A 24,136-nucleotide genomic window follows, 5' to 3' on the forward strand; every position below is an offset into this window, starting at 1 on the left:
AAGAAAGTGGAGGGAAGAACATGAGTATCAGAACAGGAGCAGATTATATTAAAGGAGTAAAGTCACGCCAGCCGGAAGTGTGGCTTCGCGGTGAAAAGGTGACGGATGTATACAACCATCCGGTTTTCACACAGCCGATTAAAGAGATGGCCAAGTTATATGATATGCAGCATGACCCTGAGTATCAGGATCAGATTACCCATATTTGTGAGGAAACAGGAAAGAGAGTAAACAATGCATTTCTGATTCCCAGAGACGGCGAGGACCTGCAGGCACGCAGGCGGGTGTTTGAAGTATGGGCGGAAGCCACTTTCGGCCTGATGGGCAGGACTCCGGACTTCCTGAATGTCGTACTAACATCTTTTGCGACGAATGATTGGTTTTTCAGACAATACGGGGGAGATCGGTATGGAGACAATATCATTAACTATTACAGATATGTGAGAGACAATGATCTATTCCTTACCCATGCAATCGTGAATCCGCAAAATGACCGGAGCAAATCTTCGCATGAACAGGACTCCGAGTATTCCCACCTTGGCGTAGTGAGGGAGACGGAAGATGGCTTGATTGTGCGCGGATCGAAAATGTTGGCAACACTTGCACCAATCACAGATGAAGTCATCATATACTCCTATCCGAGTTTTAAGCCGGGTGATGAGAAGTTTGCCATTTCGTTTGCGTTGCCGATTGACACGCCTGGTCTTAAAATCTATTGCCGCGAAGAAACGCAGGATGGAAAGCGTTCCACTTGGGATCATCCGCTTGCATCAAGATTTGAGGAAATGGACGCTGTATTGGTGTTTGATGACGTGCTAGTTCCTTGGGACCGTGTATTCATAAACCAAAATGTAGAAGCCGGCAACCTGCTATATCCAAAAACAGGCGCCAACCTGCAGCCTTCCCACCAGTCAGCGGTAAGGGGATTGGCTAAGATCTCTTTTGTAACAGATGTGACATGCTCCATTGCCGACTCCATCGGAGTGGATGGGTTCCTGAACGTTCAAAATCAATTATCTGAATTGATCCAGGGCGTGGAGACGATCAGGGCATTGGTACGTACAGCTGAACGGGAATATACCATTACGGAACAAGGGGAGGCGCTTCCCAACATAGTGCCGCTTGAAACGATCCGAGGACTGCTTCCAAATATGTATCCAAGAGCGATTGAGATTCTACAGACTATCGGAGCGGGCGGTCTCTTGATGTCTCCAACGGGAGCGGATTTCATCAATCCGGAAATCTCTGAAGACATGAACAAGTATTACTCCGGCCGTGCAGGTGTCCCATCCGAAAAGAGGGTCCGCCTGTTCAAACTCGCCTGGGATCTGTGTGGAGAAGCATTTGGACAAAGACTTGTACAATATGAAAGATATTATTCAGGTGATCCGGTTCGCAAAATGGGTATGTTCTACAACGTGCATAAGAGAAATCATCCTTCTTATCCTCGCGTGGAGCGTGCCTTGGAGGAGTCGCTGTTGATGTCTGACGAATATCAAAAAAGTGCCAAGGAATTAAGTAAATAAATCTGAAATGAGGGAGTCAGTTGAGAGTTCACCAGACTGAAAGTCTTACATTGGCCGGGTCGGTTGCCGCTATCGGAGCATTCGATGGAGTACATCGCGGACACCAAACCGTTATCCGTGAAATGGTAAGAAAAAGCCGTTCAGAGGGAGTTCCCAGTGTGGTTTACACTTTTAATCCACCTCCCCGGGCGTACTTTCAAGGTGCTCAAACACTGACCAATCCGGATGAAAAAGTTCAGCTGCTTAAGGATTTAGGTGTTGATTATGTCGTGATGGCAAAATTTGATGAAGCTTACCTTCAACGAACACCGAATAATTTTATTAAGGAATTATCAATGATTAATCCAAAATCTGTTATTGTAGGCGACGATTTCAGATTTGGAAATAAACGTGCCGGTGATGTGGCTTTACTGAGAAGACATTTCCCGGTCCGGTTAATGAATCCTGTTTGTTGTGCTGAAGGAGAAAGAATATCTTCTACCAGGATAAGAGAACTCATTTTACAAGGGAAGCAGGAGCAGGCATTGCCGCTCCTCGGGTGGACATAATAGTCTGATTGGAAGCGTGTAGGAAGTACCCTGCACGCTCTAAGTGTATAAGAAAGAGTTTACGAAAGGTCAATTGTTAGGGGGAGAGATAATTGAAAAGAGATGATCAAATTCAAGACATTATAGATAGAGAAAAGGGATTGAGCAAAAAGCTGACAACAGGCCAGCTTACGATGATTGCAATAGGAGGAGCAATTGGAACGGGCTTGTTCTTGGGCAGTGGATTCGCGATCAGCACAGCTGGGCCAAGCGTAATCATCAGTTATGCCATCGGTGCGTTGATTGCTTTGCTATTAATGGGGGCTCTGTCTGAAATGACTGTGGCTCATCCAACCTCCGGTTCGTTTGGAGCTTATGCGGAGCGGTATTTAAACCCGTGGGCGGGCTTCACGGTACGTTATTCTTATTGGTTTTGCCTAGTTTGCGCGGTTGGAACGGAAGTAACTGCAATCGCGATTTATATGAAATATTGGTTTCCGACAGTGCCGGGAATTGTTTGGATTCTTCTTTTTGCCGGACTGCTTATTTTTGTAAACGCAACTAGTGTAAATATGTTTGGTACGGTTGAATATTGGCTTTCTTTAATTAAAATAGCAGCCATCACGGGCTTTATCATTTTAGCGGTCTACGTAATAGTTGGAGCGGACAGCGGCTCCGGCATTGGTGTACAAAACTACACGAATGATGGAGGATTTTTTCCAAATGGACTTTGGGGAATGTGGATTGCCATATTTATCTCACTTTTTAGTTATTTAAGCATTGAGATGATAGCAGTGAGTGCCGGTGAAGCGAAGGATCCGGAAAAGGCGGTCCCCCTTGCATTAAGGTCGGCGGTTGTAAGGCTCATTTTGTTCTATATATTAACTTTGTCTCTTATGCTGATGATTGTTCCTTGGGGTGCAGCGGGAATTGAAAAAAGTCCATTTGTAAAAGTGATGGAAATCTTGAACATCCCGGGTGCCGCTGGAATTGTAAACTTTGTTGTTCTAGTCGCCGCGCTGTCAGCCATGAATAGCCAGCTATATGTGTCCACCCGCATGATGTTTTCTTTGTCCCGGGCAGGCTATGCTCCCAAGAGGTTTGGGGTGTTAAATAAAAAGTCAGTCCCGGCTGCTGCATTGGCAACCTCTGCTGTTGGGATTGGAATTGCAACTATATATACGGTTGTTTCGCCCGATACAGCTTTTGCGACAATGATATCAATTTCAAGTTTTGGGGCTATGTACACTTGGTTTATGATCTTCGTTACCCATCTTGCATTTAGAAAAACATGGCGTGAGATAGGTGGCAGGAAACTGCCGGTAAAGATGATCGGTTATCCTTATACAACGATTTTAGGTGCTGTATTGCTATTCCTGGTCGTACTATCCACCTGGTTCTCGGCTGATTTTAAAGAAACGATGATCCTCGGAATACCGTGGCTGATTTTGATAACCATCGCCTATTTTGTTTGGAAAAAGAAAAATGACAGTGATGTTGAAATGAAGCCTGGGAATAAGAGTGATGCTCTGTGAATGTTTGTTGGATGAAGTACTTACTTAACAAATAGGATTTCCCTGTACCGTGTTGCCTTTTATTTCTGTAGAGAAAATCAGCATTTTGGTGAAGGAAGGATTAACCATAATCAATAAAATAAAAAATGGGAAATTTTCGCCTATTTCATATGGTGAAATAACTAAGGCGTATAAAAAACACAATTTCATTATACTCATCTTAAATAGAAGACTCCTAGTTTGGTAAGCGCTTACTATATGGAGTGCGCTTTATTTAGGAGAATTTTGAATGGAGGTATAAGATGATGTCAAAAGACACGATCAGGACTTTTCAAGCGTCTAGTCTGAAGGGATGGATCGAAGAGAACAAGGACCAGCTGCAGCCGCCGGTTAATAATAAGGAGATGTTTCCGGGTTCCAATATGATAGTAATGATGGTAGGGGGTCCGAACAGACGGCGTGATTTCCATATTAGTCCGGCAGAAGAGTTTTTTTATCAAATCAAGGGTGACTGCTTTGTTGAGATCATCAATGATGAAGGAAAAAGAGAAGTAGTTACAGTTAAAGAGGGAGAAGTATTTTTGCTTCCTGCAAATGTCCCTCATTCCCCGCACCGTGTGGCTGATACGATCGGAATGGTTATTGAAGAGCCGCGCGGCAAAGGGGTCGAAGAGCACATGGTATGGTACTGTGATCATTGCGATCATGAGATGCACCGGGTCACACTCGAACTGACAGATATTGCTGTGCAATTAAAGGCAGCCATTGAAGAATTTGACAGCAGCAAAGACCTTCGTACTTGCGAAAAGTGCGGGCATGTGATGCCTGAGGAAGCAGGGTTATGGAAATGAGAGTAGATTTTCATACGCATATCATTCCTGAAGATATACCTGACTTTGCGGAAAAATATGGCGGCCGCTGGCCAGTGTTGGAAAAAACTTGTTCGTGCGGTGCCAATATCATGGTTTCCGGAAAGAATTTTCGTGTAGTCACCGATCAGGTCTGGAGTCCGGAAAAACGCATTGAAGACATGGATAAAGAAGGCGTAGACATTCAGGTACTGTCGCCTATTCCAGTCACTTTCTCCTACTGGGCCGACCCGGCTCAGGCTGAGGAATTTTCTAAAATCCAAAATGATTTTATCGCAGAAACAGTAAAAGAATATCCAGAACGATTCATCGGACTTGGAACTGTTCCAATGCAGGATGCCGATACAGCGGTCCGTGAGATGAAGCGGTGTATCTTTGAGCTAGGCTTAAAAGGAATTGAAATCGGTACCAACGTTAACGGAAACAATTTGGACGATCCATCTTTCGCTGAGTTTTTTGAAATGGCGGAGAAATGGGAGGTTCCACTGTTTGTCCATCCATGGGAAACCCTGGGCCGGGAACGCTTTCCGCGCCATAATTTCATGTATACAGTCGGAATGCCGAGCGAGACGGCTTTGGCTGCAGCCAGTTTGATCAACGGGGCAGTCATGGAGAAGCACCCGAACCTGAAAGTCTGTTTCGCCCATGGAGGCGGATCTTTCCCTTATATCCTGCCCCGATTGGATCAAGGGTGGAATGTTTGGCCACACATCCGCAAAATTGAAAAGCCGCCGAGCTTTTATGCAAAGAAGTTCTACTTTGACTCGTTGAACTATGATCCTACGAATCTACAATATTTAATTGATCGTTTCGGTTATGAAAAGATTGTCATGGGATCGGACTATCCTTTCTTGCTGCGCGAGATTCCGCCAGGAAAAGTGATTGACGATACTCCGCAGCTGACAGAAGAACAAAGGAAAGCTATCCTGGGCGAAAACGCGTTGAGATTCTTAAATATCAATGTAAAGGAAGAGTTGCTGAAATGACGAATCAGACTGAAAATATTGCAGATGTTGCCAAAACACCTGAAGAAATACTGGAGCAGCTGGGTCTGGAACTTCCATCCCTTAGGCCCGCCGTCGGCAGTTATGTAAGCTGTGTCCGGACAGGGAACCTGCTGTTTACTGCCGGACAGGGTGTGGATCAGTACCACGGAAAGCTTGGCAGAGACCTGACAACAGAAGAAGGCTATCAGGCCGCCCAGCAGTCGATGCTTAACTTGTTAAGCGTAGTCAAGAACGAACTTGGCGAATTAAGCAAAGTAAAACAGATTGTTAAAGTGTTGGGGATGGTGAACAGTACCGAAGACTTTACTGAACAGCCGGTTGTGATGAACGGGGCATCTGATCTTCTGGGAAAAGTATTCGGGGACAAAGGCAAACATGGGCGTTCTGCCGTAGGAATGGCACAACTACCGAACAACACAGCGATTGAAATTGAAATGATCCTTGAAGTGGAGGAAGAGAGGGAAGCAAAGTGACGAAGCAGGAAATTTTGGGAAAAGCAAGAATCCAGGACGCGAAACTGTTTATAGACGGCCAGTATGTGGAGTCCCATTCCGGGTCCACTTTTGATTCCCTCAATCCGGCGAACAACCAAAAGCTGGCTTCAGTGGCCAATGCGGATGAAATTGATACGAAGCGTGCTATCGATGTGGCCCAGCGTACTTTTGCCAGCGGTGTATGGAGCAAGATGGCGGTTGAAGAACGGTCACGCATCCTGTGCAAAATGTCGGATCTCATTTTAAAAAAGGTGGATGAGCTGGCATATGTAGAAACGCTCGATGTCGGCAAGCCGATAAAAGAGAGCCGGGATTTTGATATCCCGCGTGCGGCTGCAAACTTCCGCTTTTTCGCAGAAATGGCCAAGTATATGGCGCATGAACATTATGATATGAAAAACCACATTTCGTATACCCAATATGCTCCGGCAGGAGTCACTAGCTTGATTATCCCTTGGAATCTGCCATTTATGCAGATGACCTGGAAAGCCTCGGCCGCTTTGGCATCAGGAAACACAATTGTCGTCAAGCCTGCTTCTTACACACCGCTGAGCGCTGTCATGCTTGGAGAGATCGCCAATGAAGCCGGTTTGCCTCCCGGTGTGTTGAATATCGTAACGGGACCGGGCAGTACGGTGGGCACGGTCATGTCAACTCATCCTTCTGTACGCCGTCTGTCCTTTGTAGGAGAGTCCGAAACAGGAAAAACAGTCATGGCAAATGCCTCGAAGAGCCTCATTCCTGTTTCACTGGAGCTTGGCGGAAAATCGGCCAATATCGTATTTGAAGATGCAGATTTGGATGAGGCCGTGGCCGGCTCAATAGAAGCGATTTTCCGTAATCAGGGAGAAATCTGCCTGGCTGGTTCTAGAATCCTCGTTCAGGAAAGTGTGTATGACAAGTTTATGGATAAATTCGTCGAGGCTGTCCGTAACATCAAGGTGGGAGATCCGCTGGATGAGTCTACGGATATGGGGGCGCTTGTTTCCCGCAACCATTTGGAAACAGTGGACAAGTATGTACAGATTGGTCTTGAAGAAGGAGCCAAGCTGGCCTATGGCGGTAAAAGAGTGGAAGGGCTTGAGGAAGGAAACTTTTATATGCCCACTGTTTTATACGATGTTGATAACAAAATGCGGGTGGCACAGGAAGAAATCTTTGGGCCGGTGCCGGTAATTATTCCTTTTAAAACAGAGGAGGAAGCAGTTGCTATTGCCAATGACTCCATCTATGGCCTGGCTGGAGTGGTATGGACAAATAATTTGAGAAGAGCACAGAGGGTTTCTTCTTCCATCAATTCCGGGCTCCTTTGGGTGAACTGCTGGTATGTTCGTGATTTAAGAACTCCATTTGGCGGTTCGAAAGCAAGCGGCATCGGAAGAGAAGGCGGAAGGCACAGCTTTGATTTTTATACGGAAGCGAAGACCATCACAATTAAAAAGTGATATCACAAAAGAAAGGTGATTTCCTGTCACCTTTCCTTTGTTTAATTTTAAGAAAGTATGAAATCAGATTAAATACTTTGTTCGAATTAAGATTTTATATGTCTAGCTCAGGCGCCATCGGATCGAGGTCACAAGTTGCGAGGAAGCTAATTCAGGATGAATGTGCTCCTGCGCCATAGCATATTCGAGGAAGCCTTGTTCAGCTCGTCGCAAAGCAGCAAGATGTAATTTCGATGATGTTACTCACGATGTGATTGATATCAGCTGCTTTGCTGTGGTGGCTGAGGAACTGCCTCCCGCAATTCGCCTTGTGCTTGTCGCCTAAGGCTACGCGCCTTGCGCTTTTCTTATATACTTGTAGGAGGGATAAACAGTGACCACAATGATAGCAGATTATGCAAAAGAACTTTTAAATGCGGAAGAAACACGTAAGGAAGTGTCTCCTCTCACGGAGCGGGACCCATCATTAACGGTTAAAGATGCATATCAGATCCAGTTGGAGACAGTCAAATTAAAAAACGAACAGGGAAAAACAGTCATCGGTAAAAAAGTCGGATTAACAAGTGTAGCCATGCAGAAGATGCTGAATGTCGATGAGCCGGATTACGGACACTTGTTTGATGATATGCAGGTTGAAAACGGCAGCACGGTTGATACAGCTGAAATGATTGCTCCGAAGGTGGAGGCAGAAATTGGCTTTATGCTGAGTGAAGACTTGGTCGGCCCGAATGTAACATATTTGGATGTACTAATGGCCACCAAATATGTTGTCCCTACACTTGAAATTATCGACAGTCGTATTGAGGACTGGAGGATTAAACTGATTGATACCGTGGCTGACAACGGTTCTTCAGCCAAAGTCGTGCTGGGAGACCGTCAAACTGGGTTGGAAAATACAGATTTGCGGGCTGCGGGTATGGCACTTTATAAAAACGATGAGCTAATTGCCACAGGATCAGGGGCCGCTGCACTTGGGCATCCAGCGGAAGCCATTGCCTGGTTGGCCAATAAATTGCATGAGTTCGGAATCACCTTGAAAAAGGGTGAATTGATTTTACCAGGTGCCCTCTCTGCTGCCATGGCGGTAGAAGCCGGCGACACTGTAAAAGCCGACTTCGGCCCATTGGGTTCTGCCAGTGTGACATTTAAATAGATGAAAGGAGATTGGTTATGGGGAAGGTAAAAGCCGCCATCATTGGATCCGGAAATATTGGCACAGACCTCATGTATAAGCTAGAAAACAGTGAAGTCATCGAATTGACGGCTGTTATCGGCATAGAAGAGCATTCCGAAGGTTTGAAAAGGGCGCAGGATAAGGGATATAAAACATTTTTTAACGGAATACAGGCGCTTATTGAAAATCCTGAGCTTGCGGAGATTGTGTTTGATGCTACATCGGCCAAGGCCCATCTAAGCCATGCGAAAATTCTAAAAGAGCTGGGGAAAAAGGTGGTGGACCTTACACCAGCAGCAGTCGGTCCTTTTTTCAGTCCGGCAGTAGGCACCCGGTTCGGAGATGCACCTGCGGATAATGTCAACATGATTACCTGCGGAGGACAAGCAACCATTCCGATAGTGAGAGCTGTGAATGATGTTGCGGATGTGGCATATGCGGAAATTGTGGCTACCATATCCAGCAAAAGCGCCGGGCCTGGGACACGCGCCAATATCGATGAATTCACCATTACGACCCGGCGCGGCATTGAGGAAGTCGGCGGAGCGGACAAAGGAAAAGCGCTGATCATCTTGAACCCGGCAGACCCTCCAATTTTGATGAGAAATACTATTTATTGCGAAGGCAAAAATATGGAAGAGCAGGTCGTTCGCGAATCAATCTATGCAATGGTCAAAAAAGTCCAGGAATACGTGCCCGGCTACCGGCTGAAGCAGGAACCATTATTTGATGGCAACATTGTCACCATTTTCCTTGAAGTGGAAGGCGCTGGCGACTACTTCCCGCCATACGCAGGAAATTTGGATATTATGACCGCTGCTGCAGCCCGAGTCGGGGAAGATATTGCACGTAGTGTGAGCGTTTTATCTTAATACGACATCAACTTAGCAGAAAGGAGCATATCCTTCATGAATCAATCTGGTAAGGATATTAAAATCACAGAAGTCTGCCTGCGTGATGGAAGCCACGCCGTAGCTCACCAGTTTACCGAACAGCAGGTGCGCGATGTTACTCGTGCCCTTGACGAAGCAGGCATGCACTATATCGAGGTCAGCCATGGTGACGGACTTGGCGGGTCTACGATCCAGTATGGACGTTCCCTTGTGGATGAGATGAAACTGATCGAAGCTGCCGTTGAGGAGGCAAAGCAATCTAAGATCGCCGTGTTGTTATTGCCTGGCATTGGTACGGTGCATGAATTAAAAGAGGCCAGCAAGCGTGGCGCCCAATTGGTAAGAGTGGCGACCCATGTAACGGAAGCGGATGTTTCGGCCCAGCATATTAACATGGCCCGTGAACTGGGAATGGAAGCTTTGGGGTTCTTAATGATGGCGCACTCTGCACCAGTGGAAGTGCTGGTGGAACAGGCCAAACTGATGGAAAGCTACGGAGCAGAAGCAGTCTATGTAACTGACTCTGCTGGAGCGTTGCTTCCTCATGAAGTTCGGGAAAGGGTAAAGGCTCTTCGCGATAATCTTGAAATTGAAGTGGGATTCCACGGACACAACAACTTGTCAGTAGCAGTGGCTAATACTCTCGCTGCGATTGAAGAGGGAGCCACCCGGATTGACGGCAGTGTCCGCTGCCTTGGAGCAGGCGCCGGTAATACACAGACGGAAGTGCTTTTAGCGGTAATGGACCGCATGGGCTATGATATCGGCATAGATTTATATAAAATGATGGATCTGGCCGAAGAAGTGGTTGGACCACTGATTCCCGGTTCCCAAGAAATCAAAAAGGGAAGTCTGGTTCTAGGCTACGCCGGAGTATACTCCAGCTTCTTGCTTCATGCCGAACGGGCAGCAAGTAAGTTTGGTATCGACCCTCGGGATATTTTAATTGAGCTCGGTAAAATGAAGGTCGTCGGCGGGCAGGAGGATATGATTTTGGATGTGGCAGCCAACTTGGCAAAAAAAGATAAAGTGGAGGCGGGAACATGATACTGAAAACGAAAGGCGACCAAGAAATCATTGAGTATCTGTTGACGGCTGAACGGGAGGTTCGGGAAGTAGTCAAAATTACTGATACCTACCCGGATTTAACAATTGAAAAAGCCTACGAATTGCAGGATGGGCTGCTTGCCCGAAGATTGGAAGAAAACCAAACAAAAACAGTCGGAATCAAATTGGGTTTGACCAGTAAAGCCAAACAGGAAATGATGGGAGTCAATGAAGCCATTTACGGCTACCTGCATGCGGATATGCTCGCCTATGAGTGGGAGCCGATGAAAAGATCAGAACTGATCCATCCGAAAGCTGAACCAGAGATCGCCTTTTTCCTGGACAAGGATTTGAAAGGAGAAAATATAACGGAAGAAGACGTTCTCGCGGCAACTAAGTATGTGGCACCTGCATTGGAAGTAATCGACAGCCGTTATAAGGATTTCCGCTTCACTCTTACAGATGTCGTTGCGGACAATTGCTCTTCAATCAAGTTTGTTATCGGCAGCCAATTAGTCAGTCCGAAAAACTTGGATCTTGGTAACGTCGGCATGGTGATGTCCAAAAATGGAAAAGTGGAACAGACCGGCTCCAGTGCGGCTGTTCTCGGTCACCCGGCAACAGCTATTGCTTGGGCAGCCAAGCAGCTCAGCAAACGAGGCAGAGGTTTTAAAAAGGGTGAGATCATCCTGAGCGGTGCTATGTCCGAAGCCATTTCTTTTGATTCCGGAGATACGATAGTAGCCCAATTTAATGAGTTGGGCAGTGTCTCTTTCTATTGCGAATAAGGATGTTGATATTATGCCGATTTTTCAAGTGCAAGTGTTAAAAGGAAGAAGCCGTGAACAGATAAAGGGCTTAATCGCAGATGTTACGGAAGCTGCAGTAAAGAATCTTGCCGTCAAACCTGAACAGGTTCGGGTCCTGGTAACGGAAATCGACCACAGTCATTGGGGGACCGGTGGCCTTCCAATGGAAGAAATCAGGAGGCAGGGGAATCCGAAATAGTCATCGTGAAAGTTTTAACGGTAAAAGTCATTTTCAGAGAAATTCTTATTTAGATCAGTGGTCCCTAAACAGTAGTATTTTTGTAATCGTCAGTAGTTCTTTATGGACGAGAACATCAAATCGGCTGTTGTGCTGAAGAAGACAAACGAGTTGACACTGCCGGGGACGGGGCTAATGATGGACATTGAAAAAATAAAGAAAAGAAGTCCAGAAAAGGCTCCCATCTCGTCATGATCGGAGCGATAAAGATGAAGAGACATTGCATGGAAGCAGTGTCTCTTTTTGATTAGCCGTTCATTCAAAAGAGCAAGGTGTATCTGAATTAATATAAAAGTCTGATATAATAATAGTAGATATGGTATAGTGCACGTACAAATCAGTCTTAGGGGTGTGTTCAGATGCTTGTTCAACAAAAGAGTATCAATGATTTTATCGAGCAAAATGAAAATGAAATTTTTAACTTGCTTAAGAAAATTGTCAACACGGACAGCTATTCCAGGGATAGGGAAGGGGTAAACCGGGTTGCAGCGTTATTGAAGCAGGGGCTTGATGAGTTCAGCATTCCATATGTGACGCGGGAGCAGGAACAATTTGGAGACCACATCATTGCGACGTTAAAAGGGACACGGCCGGGAAAAATTTTATTGATGGGGCATATGGACACGGTACATACTCCTGGAACCGTCAAAGACCGTCCCTATACCGAAAATGGGAATATTGCATTTGGTCCAGGGCTTTCCGATATGAAGGCGGGTTTGGTTAGTATTTTATATGCCGCGGGGGCGGTAAAAAATGCAAGTCTAGATCTTCCCGACATTGAAATTCTCTATACGCCGGATGAGGAAATCGGATCGCCGACATCGCGGGCCATCATTGAGGAGCGAGCGAAAGATGCAATGGCTGTGTTCAATTTGGAGTCCGGCCGGGCAGATGGTTCGGTGGTGACCGCAAGGAAAGGGTCGGCGCATTTGAGTTTTGAAATAGAGGGGAAGGCATCTCATTCAGGCCTCTTCATTGAGGAAGGAATCAGCGCCAACGATGAACTAGCCTGTAAAATGGTAGAGCTGCGGAAGTTGATGGACATGGAAAGGGGCATCACCATCAATGTTGGTACCATCAGCGGCGGTGTAAATACAAATGTCGTTTCCCCGCATGCCTCTGCCACCTTGCACGTCGGTTTCTGGAGAATAGAAGATTACAAGGAAACTGAAGAGAAAATCAAGAAGATTATCGATACTAGCTATATAAAAGGAACAAAAGCAACGTTGAGCGGAAGCATCAGTTTTCAGCCGATGGAAAAGCATGAAGGCGTCGCTGCTATGTATGATTTGGTTAAAAAGGCAGGGGAGAGCCTGGGGATTGAAGTGACGGAAGAAGCCACAAAAGGAGCGGCAGATGCAGGTTTTCCGGCAGCGCTTGGAATTCCTACAATTTGCGGAATGGGTCCTGTTGGCGGAAAGTGGCATAGCAAGGATGAATATATGGAGATCGATTCATATATTCCTCGGATTCAGTTGCTTGCAAACAGTATCGTTTTGGCGGCGGATCATTTTTCTGATTCAAAGTAAGATAAGCCCGGAAAAAACCAAAAAGGGGTTTTCCGGGCTCGTTATTTTTTGGGGTCTGCCCCCACTGTATTAACTTAACTTGTTAACGTACATGGGGTCAGATCCTCGGCTTTTGTGGTAAAATATCTTCACTATAATAGGGGCCTGCCCCCTGTTACGAGGAGTGACGGACAATGAAGGAAGAGGACATACGCGAATTGGAGTTAAGGGCCATTCTGGAAGCTTCGAATGATAACATCGTTATTGCGGACGGAAAAGGAAAAGTATTGAGGGTCAGTCCCAATTGCTATTCCATCTATGGAATGAAGACGGAAGAGTTGGTCGGAAAGACGGCGGATGAATTGGAGAAAATGGATGTATGGTCACCATCCGTCACAAAAAGGGTGCTTCAGGATAAAAAAGAAGTCCAAGTGATGCAGCACACGCTTACGGGCCGCTCCGTCATGGCGACCGCCTTGCCTGTTTTTGATGAACAAGGGGAAATGATTCGGGTCATAAGCTTTTCCCATGATTTGACCGAGCTCCGGCAGATCAAAGAAGATTACGAAGAGCTGCGGGCTAAAATGGAGTATTATCAATCGGAAATCCAAGAGCTGCGGGATAAGGACCAGCACATGGACGGCATTGTTTTAAAGAGCAAAGAGTTGAGCAATGTTTGGCAATTGATCCACCGCGTGGCGCCGTCAGATGCAACCGTGGTGTTCCTGGGTGAATCTGGTGTTGGAAAAAATGTATTTGCAAGGGCTATTCATGATAAGAGCAACCGCAGCAAGGAAGCTTTTATCGAAGTGAACTGCGGCGCCATTCCGGAAACTCTTTTTGAATCCGAGATGTTTGGATATGAGAAGGGGGCTTTTACAGGGGCAAATAAAGAAGGAAAGCCCGGACTGATAGAACTGGCCAATAAAGGCACCCTTTTCTTGGATGAGGTGGGGGAGCTTCCACTGAATCTACAAGCCAAGCTGCTGAAGGTCATTCAGGAAAAGAAAGTGACTAGAATCGGCGGAACGCAGACCAAGCAGATTGACTTTCGAATCATCGCTTCGACGAACCGGGATTTGCAGGAGATGGTAAGGGAAGGAAAGTTTCGGGAAGATCTTTTTTATCGGTTGAATGTCGTGCCAATCACCATTCTCCCCCTGAGGGAACGAAAAGACGATTTGCTGCAGTTATGCGAGTTTTTCCTGGATATGTTCAATGAAAAATACAAGACCGACAAAGTGCTTCATGCGGCTACAATCAATGAAATGCTTGATTACAGTTGGCCGGGGAATGTAAGGGAATTGGAGAACTTAATGGAGCGCTTGGTCATTACGACTGAAAATCGGGTCATTTATCCAAGTGCACTCCCTTTTCATACGAAAGAATCCCAGTCCGAGGTTTTTGAACTGGAAACGGAAGAGCTTCCAGAACAGGCGGATAACTTGCAGGAAGCACTGAGAGACGTGGAAATCCGTTGGTTGAAAAGAGCATACAGACAATATAAAACGACCTACGAAATGGCGGATTATTTGGGCATTAGCCAGTCCAGCGTTGTCAGGAAGCTACAAAAATATGGGATTAATTCATAAATGAATCATAATCCATATTTGCATTATTTAACTTTGTTTTGATGCAAATGTCGATTATTTTTTTATAGTAAAGTCTGTGAACAAAGCTTTAATAGTTGGCATGGTTTTTGCAAAGTAAGTAGATATAGCGAAAATTCACCCAAGATATTAGGAGGATATAATTATGATGTACAAACCTAAAGACTCATCACAGTCTCCTCGCTTTGTTGGCAACAGGACTTTTATGAGATTGGAGCAGGTAAGAACGACCGACAATATAGATTTCGCCGTACTTGGCGTTCCTTTTGATACAGCTGCATCCAACCGGACAGGCCAGCGGTTCGGCCCGCAGCATATCCGTGATTTTTCCGTGCTGCTTCGTCCTTACAATCCGGACATGGATATTGATATTTTTGAATATTGTTCAGGGGTTGACTACGGTGATATCAACGTTATTCCGGGGAATGCCCTTCGGACGTACGACAATATGGTCGAAGGTCTTACCCCGCTTCTCGAGAAAAATGTCATCCCTGTCATCATGGGCGGTGATCATTCCATTTCATTAGGGAACCTCCGCGCCTTCCACAAAAAATACGGTAAGATTGCGCTTGTCCATTTTGATTCCCATGGCGACACGTGGGACCATTACTATGGCGAGAAATACATGCATGGCACACCATTCAGACGAGCTGTTGAGGAAGGGCTTCTGGATACGGAACATTCCATCCAAGTCGGCATGAGAGGGCCGCTTTACGGACCGGGGGATATCCAAGACGCAAGAGATCTTGGTTTTGAAGTCATTCCGATGAAGGAAGTCCGCCAGATCGGTTTTGAAAACGTGATGAAAAGAATCCATGAACGTGTGAAAGACCGCCCGGTTTTTGTCACGTACGATATAGACTTTGTTGATCCGGCCTATGCGCCAGGAACTGGAACACCAGAAGTCGGGGGTCCGACAAGCTATGAAGCGCTGGAATATGTCCGGGGACTTGATGGTCTCGATGTTGTCGGTTTTGACCTTGTGGAAGTGCTGCCAACATATGATGCAAATGAAATTACAGCGGTACTGGCTTCGGCTGTCATGTATGAAATGATCACACTCATTGCTTTGAAAAAACGTCGCCAGTTGGAAAAAGGAGACTCTCAGAGTTAAGCTCTGAGAGTTTAAGGGGGAATAACCATGAATATTAATTCGTTTGACGTTGTGATCATGATCGCTTATTTGCTCTTGCTGGTCGTAGTCGGGGTGATTGGCTCAAGGCGGGCCAAAACGTCAGAAGACTACGTACTCGCCGGGAGGAACTTAGGATTTTTCATGTATTTCGGTTGTCTTGGCGCTGTAATTTTAGGCGGTGCCTCTACGATCGGATCTACAAAACTAGGATATGAATTCGGATTATCCGGCATGTGGCTTGTTGTCATGCTGGGGCTGGGTATTATGCTATTGGGGATTTTCCTTGCCAAACGAATTTCCGGACTTTCAGTAATGACAATCAGTGAATATCTCAGCAGACGCTTTGGTGTAGAAGTTGGGCTTGTCAGTGCATTGATCGCTGCCACATACGCCATGATGGTATCGGTTACGCAAGTGATCGGAATGGGAACGATTTTAAATGTTCTTCTGGGCTGGAATTTAAGCGTTTCAATGCTTGTTGGCGGAGGGATTGTGCTGTTTTATACGATTCTCGGCGGCATGTGGTCCGTTACCATGACGGACATCGTTCAATTTGTCATTATGACTGTCGGAATCTTTTTCATCATGCTCCCGCTTGGGCTGTCCAAAGCCGGCGGTTGGTCTTCCTTGCAAACCAATTTGCCAGAAACCTATTTTTCATTATCAGGAATTGGCGGCCAGCAAATTTTTCAGTATTTCTTGCTGTTTGCATTAGGGATGGTCGTTGCCCAGGATATTTGGCAGCGGATTCTTACGGCAAAAACGATTAAAATCGCCCGTGCTGGAACGGTTGCTGCCGGAGTGTATAGTCTGTTATACGGAATAGCCGTCGCAATCATTGGAATGTGTGCATTCGTCATACTTCCTGGTTTGGAAGACACTCAAAACACATTTGCAAGCATGGCGGTTGCAGTTTTGCCGTCAGGGCTGCTCGGCCTGGTTGTTGCAGCCGTTGTTTCGGCATTGATGTCCACCGCTTCCGGAACATTGCTTGCTTCATCGACATTAATTTCAAACGATATAATCAAGCGCTTTTATAAAAAAAATCTGACAGACAAGCAATATTTAAAGCTTTCAAGAACAGTGACAACTGTTATCGGAATTTTGACGATCGTTTGTGCTCTATGGATTCAAGATGTTCTCATTGCTCTTGATGTTGCCTATGCAGTATTGTCAGGGGGCATTTTTGCACCGGTCATCTTGGGATTGTTTTGGAAAAGAGCCACTGCGAAAGCAGCGTTCTATGCGATTATCGCCAGTACGGTTGTAATACTCGCAGGCCTTGTCATCCAAGGCATTACGGCCACCACGCCAATTGTCTATGGAATCGCTGTCAGCTTTGTCGTCATGATTGTTGTTTCGCTAGTAACGAAACAAGGTGAAGAGTTAAAAGTTGCTTCTTAATAGATATAAAAAATCGAGGCGGAAAATCCGTCTCGATTTTTTTATTTAAAATATGATTCCAGTCCATTATAAATGCTGTTTGAAACAAGCTCCTGATATGAATCTGTGGTTACATACTGTCCTTCATGGGGATTGCTCAAGTAGCCGAGTTCAAGCAAAGCCGCCGGCCTGCTGTTTTCCCGGATCACATGATAGTCGCCGAAGCGGGTACCCCGGTTATTTAAGGAGAGTGAACTGTCCAGTACCTGATTGACATTGCTGGCAAGGTCGTACTGGTACCCGTGGTGATAGTATGTGGTGACTCCGTTTGCATCAGGCTTAGTGGAACTGTCGTAATGTATGCTGATGAATGCATCGGCGTTATTGCTGTTAGCGGCTGAAGCACGCGAATCGAGGTTGACGTATTGATCTTCCGAACGCGTTAAAATGACATTTGCCCCTGCAGCACTTAGTTTTTGCTGAAGACGTTTTGTTGTTTGCATAGTCAGCTGTTTTTCAGGTATTCCAGCACCATTTGCTGTTCCAGGATCATAGCCTCCATGTCCTGCATCAAGTACGATTGTTTTTCCGGAAAGTCCAGCTGCTGCATTTTCCGCAGGCATTGCTTTGGATGCTGTGTTTTTATTAGATGATACAACCCAGCTTGCCACATACGCTTCTCTGCCGCTCGCCAGCGTAATTTTATACCAGTCTCCTTCTTGTCCGATAATCGGATACCTTTCTCCCGGAGACCCTTTTGTTATGACAGGAGCCGATGTGCCTGCGCTTGCCCGCAGATTGGTCTGGTCAGTTGAAATGTAGGCAAAGCCGCCGGCCCTTGAAGACTCTCCCTTATCTGCTTTTGCTTCTCCGGAATATCGGATGTATTGCTGGCTGATCCAGGCGTTTTGATTGCGGTATGTAATGTTCGCAAAACCATTGCTTTCATTGATCACTGTCACCTGATCGCCTGTATGTAATTTACCGATAATATTGGCGGAAAGGGAAGGGTTATTTCGGACATGGACATGATTGGCTGAAATTGTGCCCAATTTGGCATCTCCAATGTTTTGGCCGCCATTTCCGACAATATATCCGGCAATCCAACCTGTGCCGCCGCCCGGTAATTGAACCTCATACCAACCGAATTTTTCCTGGAGCACTTGGAATTTTTCGTTCCTGTCTGCTTGCGCTATGACACTGGCCGTGTTTATCGGCTCGCTTCGGATATTCGCCTTATGGACTGCGATTTGAATGGTGCTTGCTGCTGCAGTTGTAATATGATTTGTAAGTAAAAAAACAATGAGCAGCGAGACCAGACAGAATATGGATTTTTTTATCATAACCACCGCCTTTTTCCAATTTAGTGACCATTTTAGCATTTTTTGTCATATTGTAGTGATGCTTAGTCCTATATTTCAATAATTGAGAAAAAGGTCTCGCAGTTTGTAATAAAACTGTTTTTTAAATTTAATATTTACGTTTTGCTGAGAAGCGATTTTAAGATTCAAGGAATTCATCTACTCAATTAACACTTCGTACAACAAAGCTGTGGAAAATACAGAAAAATCTTACATTGTGTCTATTGGAATTTATGGGAAATGATTTAGTATTTTAGTCATGCATTCTTTTAGTGCATGAAAAAATGTATATAAATAAAAAGGGGGATGCAGGATGGCTTTTCTTTTGCCACGTGAAAAGTCGGTAAAGGGCTTTGCAGTTTTATTGTTTATTGCAGTTCTATTGTTAAATTTGGTAACGCTTCCAATTGTTTCGGAAGCGAACGATGATGAGACCAACCGGCTAATCGGAGAGAAGGTCATGGGAATGGCTGCAACAGGAGCATTGTTGCTTAACGGAGAACTGGGCGACGCTCACGAGAAAATTGTTGCAGATGGGCACCGCGACAGCGAGGAATATAAAGAATTTCAGGAGGTGCTGAAGCAAATCCTTGATGCTTCAAAAGCTACCTATGTCTACACGCTAATTAAGGTGGATGATGACATGACAAATCTGATTGCAGAAGCGGCAGATGAGGAGGACGCCGATCCATTCGGCAACGAATACGAGATGGAGCCCCAATTTGAGACTGCTTTTGCAGGTGAGCCGGACCATGCTGTCCACACATGGGATGACGAGGATTACGGAACCCAAAAATCCGCTTTCGCGCCAATCTATAACAGCAAGCAGGAAATTGTAGCAATTCTCGGTATCGATTACCCGATCGAAGAGCTTCAAAAGAAAGATACAAATGAGCTTGTAGGGGAAAAAGTGATGGGGATGGCCTCGGTTGGAGCTTTGCTCCTCAATGGAAAATTGGGGGACACCCATGAAAAAATTGTTGCCAACGGCAACAGGGACGGATCAGAGTACAAAGAATTTCAGGATGCTCTTAAAGAAATCCATGAAGCGGTCAAGCCTACGTACGTATACACCCTGATCAAAGTGAGTGATGAAATGACCCATATTATTGCAGAATCTGCAGATGAAGATGATGCGGATGAGTACGGGACAGAATATGAAATGGAGCCTCAATTTGAAACAGCTTTTGCTGGAGATTCTGATTATGCAATTCACACATGGGATGATGAAGATTACGGTACACAAAAATCGGCATTCGCTCCGGTGTTTAACAGCAAAAATGAAATGGTGGCGATTCTCGGCATTGATTTCCCGGCACCCGAATTAGAAGAAGCGGCGGAGGAAGAAGTTGAGGAAGAAAAGGCTGAAGATGCTGCTGTGAGTTCGGAACAACCCGAGGAAGAGAATAAAGGCGGCTCTTCAACAATGCCCCTGATCATTGGCGCAGTTTTGATTGCAAGTATTGTAGCTGTAATGGTTACAAGGAAAAATAAAAAGCAAAGCTAATGAAAAACCTCCCTGAAAAATAGGGAGGTTTTTGGTTGGAGTCACAGGGTGATCAGTGTCAAAATTTAGATTTTCAGTTATAGTATTTTCCTCTTGATATGACCCCAGTGCTGTATCCTAACAATACTGGAAATGATCTGTTCAGTTAACGGCTGCTCTCCTTTTCCAGTAAGTTTTCACTTACCCGGAATTTCGCAGTCGTCTTCTCTTTTACTTCTTCTAAGGTGGCGTCTCCCATCAACTCGATCAGCTCATATCCTCCATCTCTCCAGTGAAAGACGGCCATGTCCGTGATGATGACATCTGCAATGCGCTCGGCCGTAATCGGAAACGTGCAGCGCTCCACGAATTTTGGGGAGCCGTCTTTGGAGACATGGCCCATCGTAATAATGATTTTCTGGGCACCGGACAACAGATCCATCGCCCCGCCCACACCGATGATGTCTTTTCTCGGAATGGCCCAGTTGGCAACCATCCCGCTGCCGTCCACCTGCAAGGCGCCGAGGATAGCGACATCGACATGGCCGCCGCGAATCATCGCAAACGAATCGGCGCTGTGGAAATAAGAAGCTCCGACAGCTTCTCCGACTGGGAGCTTGCCCGCGTTAACGAGAAGCGGATCAATGTCGTCCTCATCAACGGAGGTCACGCCGAGCAGTCCGTTTTCCGTGTGCAGGTAATATTTGCTCTGGTCCAGATAATTGGGAACTAAGGTAGGTATGCCGATTCCCAGGTTGATGATCGAGTAGGGAGTCAGTTCTTCGGCTGCCCGCTTGGCAATCATTTCTTTCATATTCATGCTTCGACCACCCCTTCATTCGTCAAGATGAGCTGACTAGTGACAATCGCGTCCACATACAGATGGGGAGTGACAATCTCTTCCGGAGACAGCTCTCCTTCTTCAACGATTTCATCCACTTCCGCGATGACGTAATCCGCGGCGGTAGCCATGATCGGGTTGAAATTTCGGGCCGTCTTATAGTAGACGAGATTGCCTAATGTGTCGGCCTTTTTTGCGCGCACCAGGGCCACATTGGCTTTCAATGCTTTTTCAAACAGGTAGGTCTCCCCGTCGATTTCCTTTGTTTCCTTGCCTTTGGCCAGCTCCGTTCCGACGGCTGTCTTCGTGTAAAATCCTCCGATACCTGCGCCCCCTGCGCGGATAGCCTCTGAAAAAGTCCCTTGCGGGAGCAGGCCAATCTCAAGTTTCCCTTCGTTATACCACTGGGCGACTTCCCGGTTACTCGTGAAATAGGAGCCGATGGCCTTCTTGATTTTTCCCTGCCTGAGCAGCAGTCCCAGGCCTCGTCCGGCCTCCCCGACATTGTTACTGATAATCGTCAGTTTGTCCCCGGTATGCCGGGTCAGCTCGTCGATCAATGTCAGGGGACTACCAATCAGGCCGAACCCGCCGACCATGATGGTGTCTCCGGACTTTACAATTCTTCGGATGATTTGCTGTGCATCCGTCTGTTTGGTGGCACTCATGACTTCACTTCCTTTTGAGATAAAAATGATTCCAACTCTCCAATAATCTCCGGCTGCCGGTTGAAAACGAGCTCATAATGGTTAGCCGAAGTCATGGCCGTGCGGATATTTCGGGCCGACTCTTTTGTTCGGGCATAGCCCTCTTCTTTAAAAAGCGGACCCTTGTCCCCGAGGCTGCCGGTCGCCGTCAGCAGGAAAACGGGACAGTTGACCCGCGCCAGCACGTCTTCCGCTTGGAATGTATAAAAGCTTTCGAAGTCCCGGGCTATGGTGTCCGGGTCGGACTTGTTCCTCCATGCGCCGCCGTCTTCCTTGATTTCATAGCGGACCACTTCTTTCATATGCGAACCCCAGTCGATGCCAAGGCTGGTATACAGTTTTTTCGCCTCCTGCGCATAATGGTCCGGGCTGGCAAAGGTCTTTTTCAAACGATCCAGGGAAGGGAGGACAAGCTGTCTGGTCGCCTCGTCGGCTTCACCGGCCCCATCCAGAAGGACCAGCGCTTCTGTCCTCTCCAGCCGGCTGGCGGCGATTGCGCTGATATACGCTCCCATGGAATAGCCCAAAAGGATGGGGGGGTGCTCGATCTCAAGCGTATCGATCAAATCCAGCAGGTCATCGGCATGGGTATCAATCGATCTGTCCGCCGGTGCCGAATCGCTGTTTCCGCGGCCCAGAATATCGTAGCTGATGAAGCGGTAATCAGAGAGGGCCTCCTGGTAATAATAAAGCTGTTTATGGTTTCCGGTGAGGCCGTGGGAGCCAATGATCGTTCCAAGTTCACCGGGCGTTTCATAGATATAACAGGTGCGTCCTTTTTTGGTTGTCACGTACTGTCCCATTGTTCATATCCCCGCTTTCTGAGAATTAATCGACGGTGTAGATGGAATAGTTCACTTTTCCGGGCAGCCGGATGCCTCTGCAGACGAACAGCCGGCGGTTTAGCCAGTCGTATTTGTCGGAGGCGGTCTCAAAGATGGGAGCGGTGCGGAAATAGTACTCGTCCGGGTCGACCTCCTCGTTGTTGTCCAGACGCTGCAGCACTTCCGGCTCGCCGGTGCGGATGCCCCTGTAGGACATCATGATCAGCTCACCGTCGTTTGTTTTTAGCAAGATTCGCACATCCTGGATGATTGTGCCGTCTTCCCGGACGGTGATCCAGTCGTCTCCGCCAGGGACCACTTCCGCCATCAGCCGGTCACCGCGCAAGGCGCCGCCGGTAACACGGATGATCCGCCGGCTGCCGATCGGGGTCTTTCCAGGCAGATGGGCACTCTCAACAGTCAATTCCATGTCACATAAAAATGAAAGAGAGGGGGCAGGCAGGTGTCTCATCGGGTCAGTACTCCTTTCTCTTCTTTTCTCCGATATTTATCCACTTTTATATCATCCAGCTCCACGCCAAGACCTGGGCCATCAGGAACAATGATGGAGCCATCCTTAATGGTCAGCGGGTTTTTCACCGGGTCATCGGCCAGCCAGTCGGGTCCGAAGAGCTCACTCCCATAATCCAGATTCGGGATAGAAGCATAGGCATGTACGCATGCGGCAGTTCCGATGGAGCTTTCCAGCGATGTACCCCCGAAACAGGAGATGCCGGCCGCTTGGGCGATTCCGGCAATTCTCACCGTATTCATCATGCCGCCGGATTTATGTATTTTCAGGGAAAAAATATCCGCCGCTTGTTCTTCCGCTAGGCGAAGGGCATCCTGGACGGTTTCCAGGCTTTCGTCGGCCATGATGGGCACTTTTTTCATGGCAGCCAGCTGGGCAAGCCCTCGGATGTCTTCGGGTGGCAGCGGCTGCTCAAGGAAGTCGATGCCCGCTTCGAAGAAGGCGTCCATCCATTTCATCACAGTGATTTTATCCCAAGAGCCGTTCGGGTCGATGCCGATGAAGGATCTGCCGCGGATGCCCTCGGCGATCCGGATGTTGCGCAAGGCATCGTCATCAGGACTCTCCTTCCCGGACTTCGTTTTGAAGTTGGCATAGCGGCCAGCATCCACATGGCTGATGGCTTCTTCAATATCACCTTCAGGAGTGCCGGATGCCAGGGCCCAGCGGACGGGGATCTTTTCTAGGTGCAGGCCGCCCAGCAACTGGTGGACAGGTACGTCATACGTTTTTCCAAGCGCGTCAAACAGCGCCATTTCCACGGTGGCTTTTGCAAAATGGTTCGCACGGATTTGCCGGTTCAGCTTTTGCATCAGCTTTTCGATATAAACAGCATTTTCCTCCAAGAGCAGGGGGGCGGCGTACCGGTCGATGACGAGCCTCATCGTTTCTACGCTCTCGCCGTTCCACCAGATTCCCGGCGTCGTCCCTTCCCCGATGCCGACAACACCGTTGCTGAGTTCGACTTGGATCAGCACGAAGCTTTTGGTCGAAACTTTCTCGGTGGAAAATTGATGGGGGCGCTTGATGGGAATATCAAGCAGGTCGGTGGTGATGCGTTTGATGCGTATGTCAGACATGAAAATCTCCTCCAATTTTATAAAAAAGAATAGGGATGTGCTTGTCGCCTAAAGCTGAACACATGCGCTTTTCTATATAGATTATTGAATTAAATATGGTGCAATCATATAGCGATGGCTCAAGTCA

General features: G+C 46.9%; 23 protein-coding genes. 17 read left to right on the plus strand and 6 right to left on the minus strand.

Features of this window, described 5'->3' with window-relative positions; translation table 11 throughout:
• Positions 1 to 20 precede the first annotated feature (20 nt).
• The 16 genes from D4T97_RS02510 (at position 21) to D4T97_RS02585 (ending at position 17,200) form a co-directional block, all read left to right on the plus strand.
• Complete coding sequence (locus tag D4T97_RS02510) at positions 21 to 1,526, plus strand: 4-hydroxyphenylacetate 3-hydroxylase family protein (protein WP_126047314.1); 1,506 nt, start codon at positions 21 to 23, stop codon at positions 1,524 to 1,526.
• Positions 1,527 to 1,546: 20 nt separating this feature from the next.
• Positions 1,547 to 2,074, plus strand: coding sequence for an FAD synthetase (locus tag D4T97_RS02515; RefSeq protein WP_126047316.1), 528 nt, complete (start codon positions 1,547 to 1,549; stop codon positions 2,072 to 2,074).
• 92 nt (positions 2,075 to 2,166) lie between these two features.
• The gene (locus tag D4T97_RS02520) at positions 2,167 to 3,588 is read left to right on the plus strand and encodes an amino acid permease (RefSeq protein ID WP_126047318.1); all 1,422 of its coding nucleotides are present in this window, start codon (positions 2,167 to 2,169) and stop codon (positions 3,586 to 3,588) included.
• Positions 3,589 to 3,872: 284 nt separating this feature from the next.
• Positions 3,873 to 4,418, plus strand: coding sequence for a 3-hydroxyanthranilate 3,4-dioxygenase (locus tag D4T97_RS02525; RefSeq protein ID WP_126047320.1), 546 nt, complete (start codon positions 3,873 to 3,875; stop codon positions 4,416 to 4,418).
• Positions 4,415 to 5,422, plus strand: coding sequence for an amidohydrolase family protein (locus tag D4T97_RS02530; protein ID WP_126048034.1), 1,008 nt, complete (start codon positions 4,415 to 4,417; stop codon positions 5,420 to 5,422). Before D4T97_RS02525 ends, D4T97_RS02530 begins: the two co-directional genes overlap by 4 nt.
• Complete coding sequence (locus D4T97_RS02535) at positions 5,419 to 5,916, plus strand: RidA family protein (RefSeq protein WP_126047322.1); 498 nt, start codon at positions 5,419 to 5,421, stop codon at positions 5,914 to 5,916. Before D4T97_RS02530 ends, D4T97_RS02535 begins: the two co-directional genes overlap by 4 nt.
• Positions 5,913 to 7,382, plus strand: coding sequence for an aldehyde dehydrogenase (locus D4T97_RS02540; protein ID WP_126047324.1), 1,470 nt, complete (start codon positions 5,913 to 5,915; stop codon positions 7,380 to 7,382). The genes D4T97_RS02535 and D4T97_RS02540 overlap by 4 nt, the downstream gene beginning before the upstream one ends.
• Positions 7,383 to 7,764: 382 nt before the next feature.
• The gene (locus D4T97_RS02545) at positions 7,765 to 8,535 is read left to right on the plus strand and encodes a 2-keto-4-pentenoate hydratase (protein ID WP_206435531.1); all 771 of its coding nucleotides are present in this window, start codon (positions 7,765 to 7,767) and stop codon (positions 8,533 to 8,535) included.
• Between the two features lie 17 nt (positions 8,536 to 8,552).
• Positions 8,553 to 9,428, plus strand: coding sequence for an acetaldehyde dehydrogenase (acetylating) (locus D4T97_RS02550; RefSeq protein WP_126047328.1), 876 nt, complete (start codon positions 8,553 to 8,555; stop codon positions 9,426 to 9,428).
• 36 nt (positions 9,429 to 9,464) lie between these two features.
• Positions 9,465 to 10,496: a 4-hydroxy-2-oxovalerate aldolase gene (gene dmpG / locus D4T97_RS02555; RefSeq protein WP_126047330.1), complete on the plus strand. Its 1,032-nt coding sequence runs from the start codon at positions 9,465 to 9,467 to the stop codon at positions 10,494 to 10,496.
• Positions 10,493 to 11,284: a 2-keto-4-pentenoate hydratase gene (locus D4T97_RS02560; RefSeq protein ID WP_126047332.1), complete on the plus strand. Its 792-nt coding sequence runs from the start codon at positions 10,493 to 10,495 to the stop codon at positions 11,282 to 11,284. The genes dmpG and D4T97_RS02560 overlap by 4 nt, the downstream gene beginning before the upstream one ends.
• 13 nt (positions 11,285 to 11,297) lie before the next feature.
• Complete coding sequence (locus D4T97_RS02565; RefSeq protein WP_126047334.1) at positions 11,298 to 11,504, plus strand: 4-oxalocrotonate tautomerase; 207 nt, start codon at positions 11,298 to 11,300, stop codon at positions 11,502 to 11,504.
• Positions 11,505 to 11,902: 398 nt separating this feature from the next.
• Entirely contained in the window at positions 11,903 to 13,072 is a 1,170-nt protein-coding gene (locus tag D4T97_RS02570; protein WP_126047336.1) for a M20 family metallopeptidase, read from the plus strand.
• 173 nt (positions 13,073 to 13,245) lie between these two features.
• Entirely contained in the window at positions 13,246 to 14,643 is a 1,398-nt protein-coding gene (locus D4T97_RS02575; RefSeq protein ID WP_126047338.1) for a sigma-54 interaction domain-containing protein, read from the plus strand.
• 166 nt (positions 14,644 to 14,809) lie between these two features.
• Positions 14,810 to 15,775, plus strand: a complete 966-nt coding sequence (gene speB, locus D4T97_RS02580; RefSeq protein ID WP_126048036.1) for an agmatinase — start codon at positions 14,810 to 14,812, stop codon at positions 15,773 to 15,775.
• Positions 15,776 to 15,802: 27 nt separating this feature from the next.
• The gene (locus D4T97_RS02585) at positions 15,803 to 17,200 is read left to right on the plus strand and encodes a sodium:solute symporter (RefSeq protein WP_126047340.1); all 1,398 of its coding nucleotides are present in this window, start codon (positions 15,803 to 15,805) and stop codon (positions 17,198 to 17,200) included.
• A gap of 41 nt (positions 17,201 to 17,241) precedes the next feature.
• Here the strand turns inward: D4T97_RS02585 and D4T97_RS02590 are convergent, their stop codons facing one another.
• The gene (locus D4T97_RS02590) at positions 17,242 to 18,522 is read right to left on the minus strand and encodes an N-acetylmuramoyl-L-alanine amidase (RefSeq protein WP_164525443.1); all 1,281 of its coding nucleotides are present in this window, start codon (positions 18,520 to 18,522) and stop codon (positions 17,242 to 17,244) included.
• A gap of 331 nt (positions 18,523 to 18,853) precedes the next feature.
• On the opposite strand from D4T97_RS02590, the gene D4T97_RS02595 reads away from it, so the two are divergent.
• Positions 18,854 to 20,047, plus strand: a complete 1,194-nt coding sequence (locus tag D4T97_RS02595; RefSeq protein ID WP_126047344.1) for a hypothetical protein — start codon at positions 18,854 to 18,856, stop codon at positions 20,045 to 20,047.
• Between the two features lie 145 nt (positions 20,048 to 20,192).
• Here the strand turns inward: D4T97_RS02595 and D4T97_RS02600 are convergent, their stop codons facing one another.
• From D4T97_RS02600 to D4T97_RS02620, 5 genes are read right to left on the minus strand one after another with little or no spacing between them, the layout of a single operon-like run.
• Positions 20,193 to 20,846: a 3-oxoacid CoA-transferase subunit B gene (locus D4T97_RS02600; protein WP_126047346.1), complete on the minus strand. Its 654-nt coding sequence runs from the start codon at positions 20,844 to 20,846 to the stop codon at positions 20,193 to 20,195.
• Positions 20,843 to 21,535, minus strand: coding sequence for a CoA transferase subunit A (locus D4T97_RS02605; protein WP_126047347.1), 693 nt, complete (start codon positions 21,533 to 21,535; stop codon positions 20,843 to 20,845). Before D4T97_RS02605 ends, D4T97_RS02600 begins: the two co-directional genes overlap by 4 nt.
• Entirely contained in the window at positions 21,532 to 22,377 is an 846-nt protein-coding gene (locus D4T97_RS02610) for an alpha/beta fold hydrolase (RefSeq protein WP_126047349.1), read from the minus strand. Before D4T97_RS02610 ends, D4T97_RS02605 begins: the two co-directional genes overlap by 4 nt.
• A 25-nt stretch (positions 22,378 to 22,402) precedes the next feature.
• Complete coding sequence (locus D4T97_RS02615; protein ID WP_126047350.1) at positions 22,403 to 22,870, minus strand: DUF3237 domain-containing protein; 468 nt, start codon at positions 22,868 to 22,870, stop codon at positions 22,403 to 22,405.
• Positions 22,867 to 24,009: a muconate/chloromuconate family cycloisomerase gene (locus tag D4T97_RS02620; RefSeq protein ID WP_126047352.1), complete on the minus strand. Its 1,143-nt coding sequence runs from the start codon at positions 24,007 to 24,009 to the stop codon at positions 22,867 to 22,869. The genes D4T97_RS02615 and D4T97_RS02620 overlap by 4 nt, the downstream gene beginning before the upstream one ends.
• Positions 24,010 to 24,136: the final 127 nt, after the last annotated feature.

The sequence above is a fragment of the Siminovitchia acidinfaciens genome, assembly GCF_003605385.1.
Taxonomy (GTDB): Bacteria; Bacillota; Bacilli; order Bacillales; family Bacillaceae_C; genus Siminovitchia; species Siminovitchia acidinfaciens.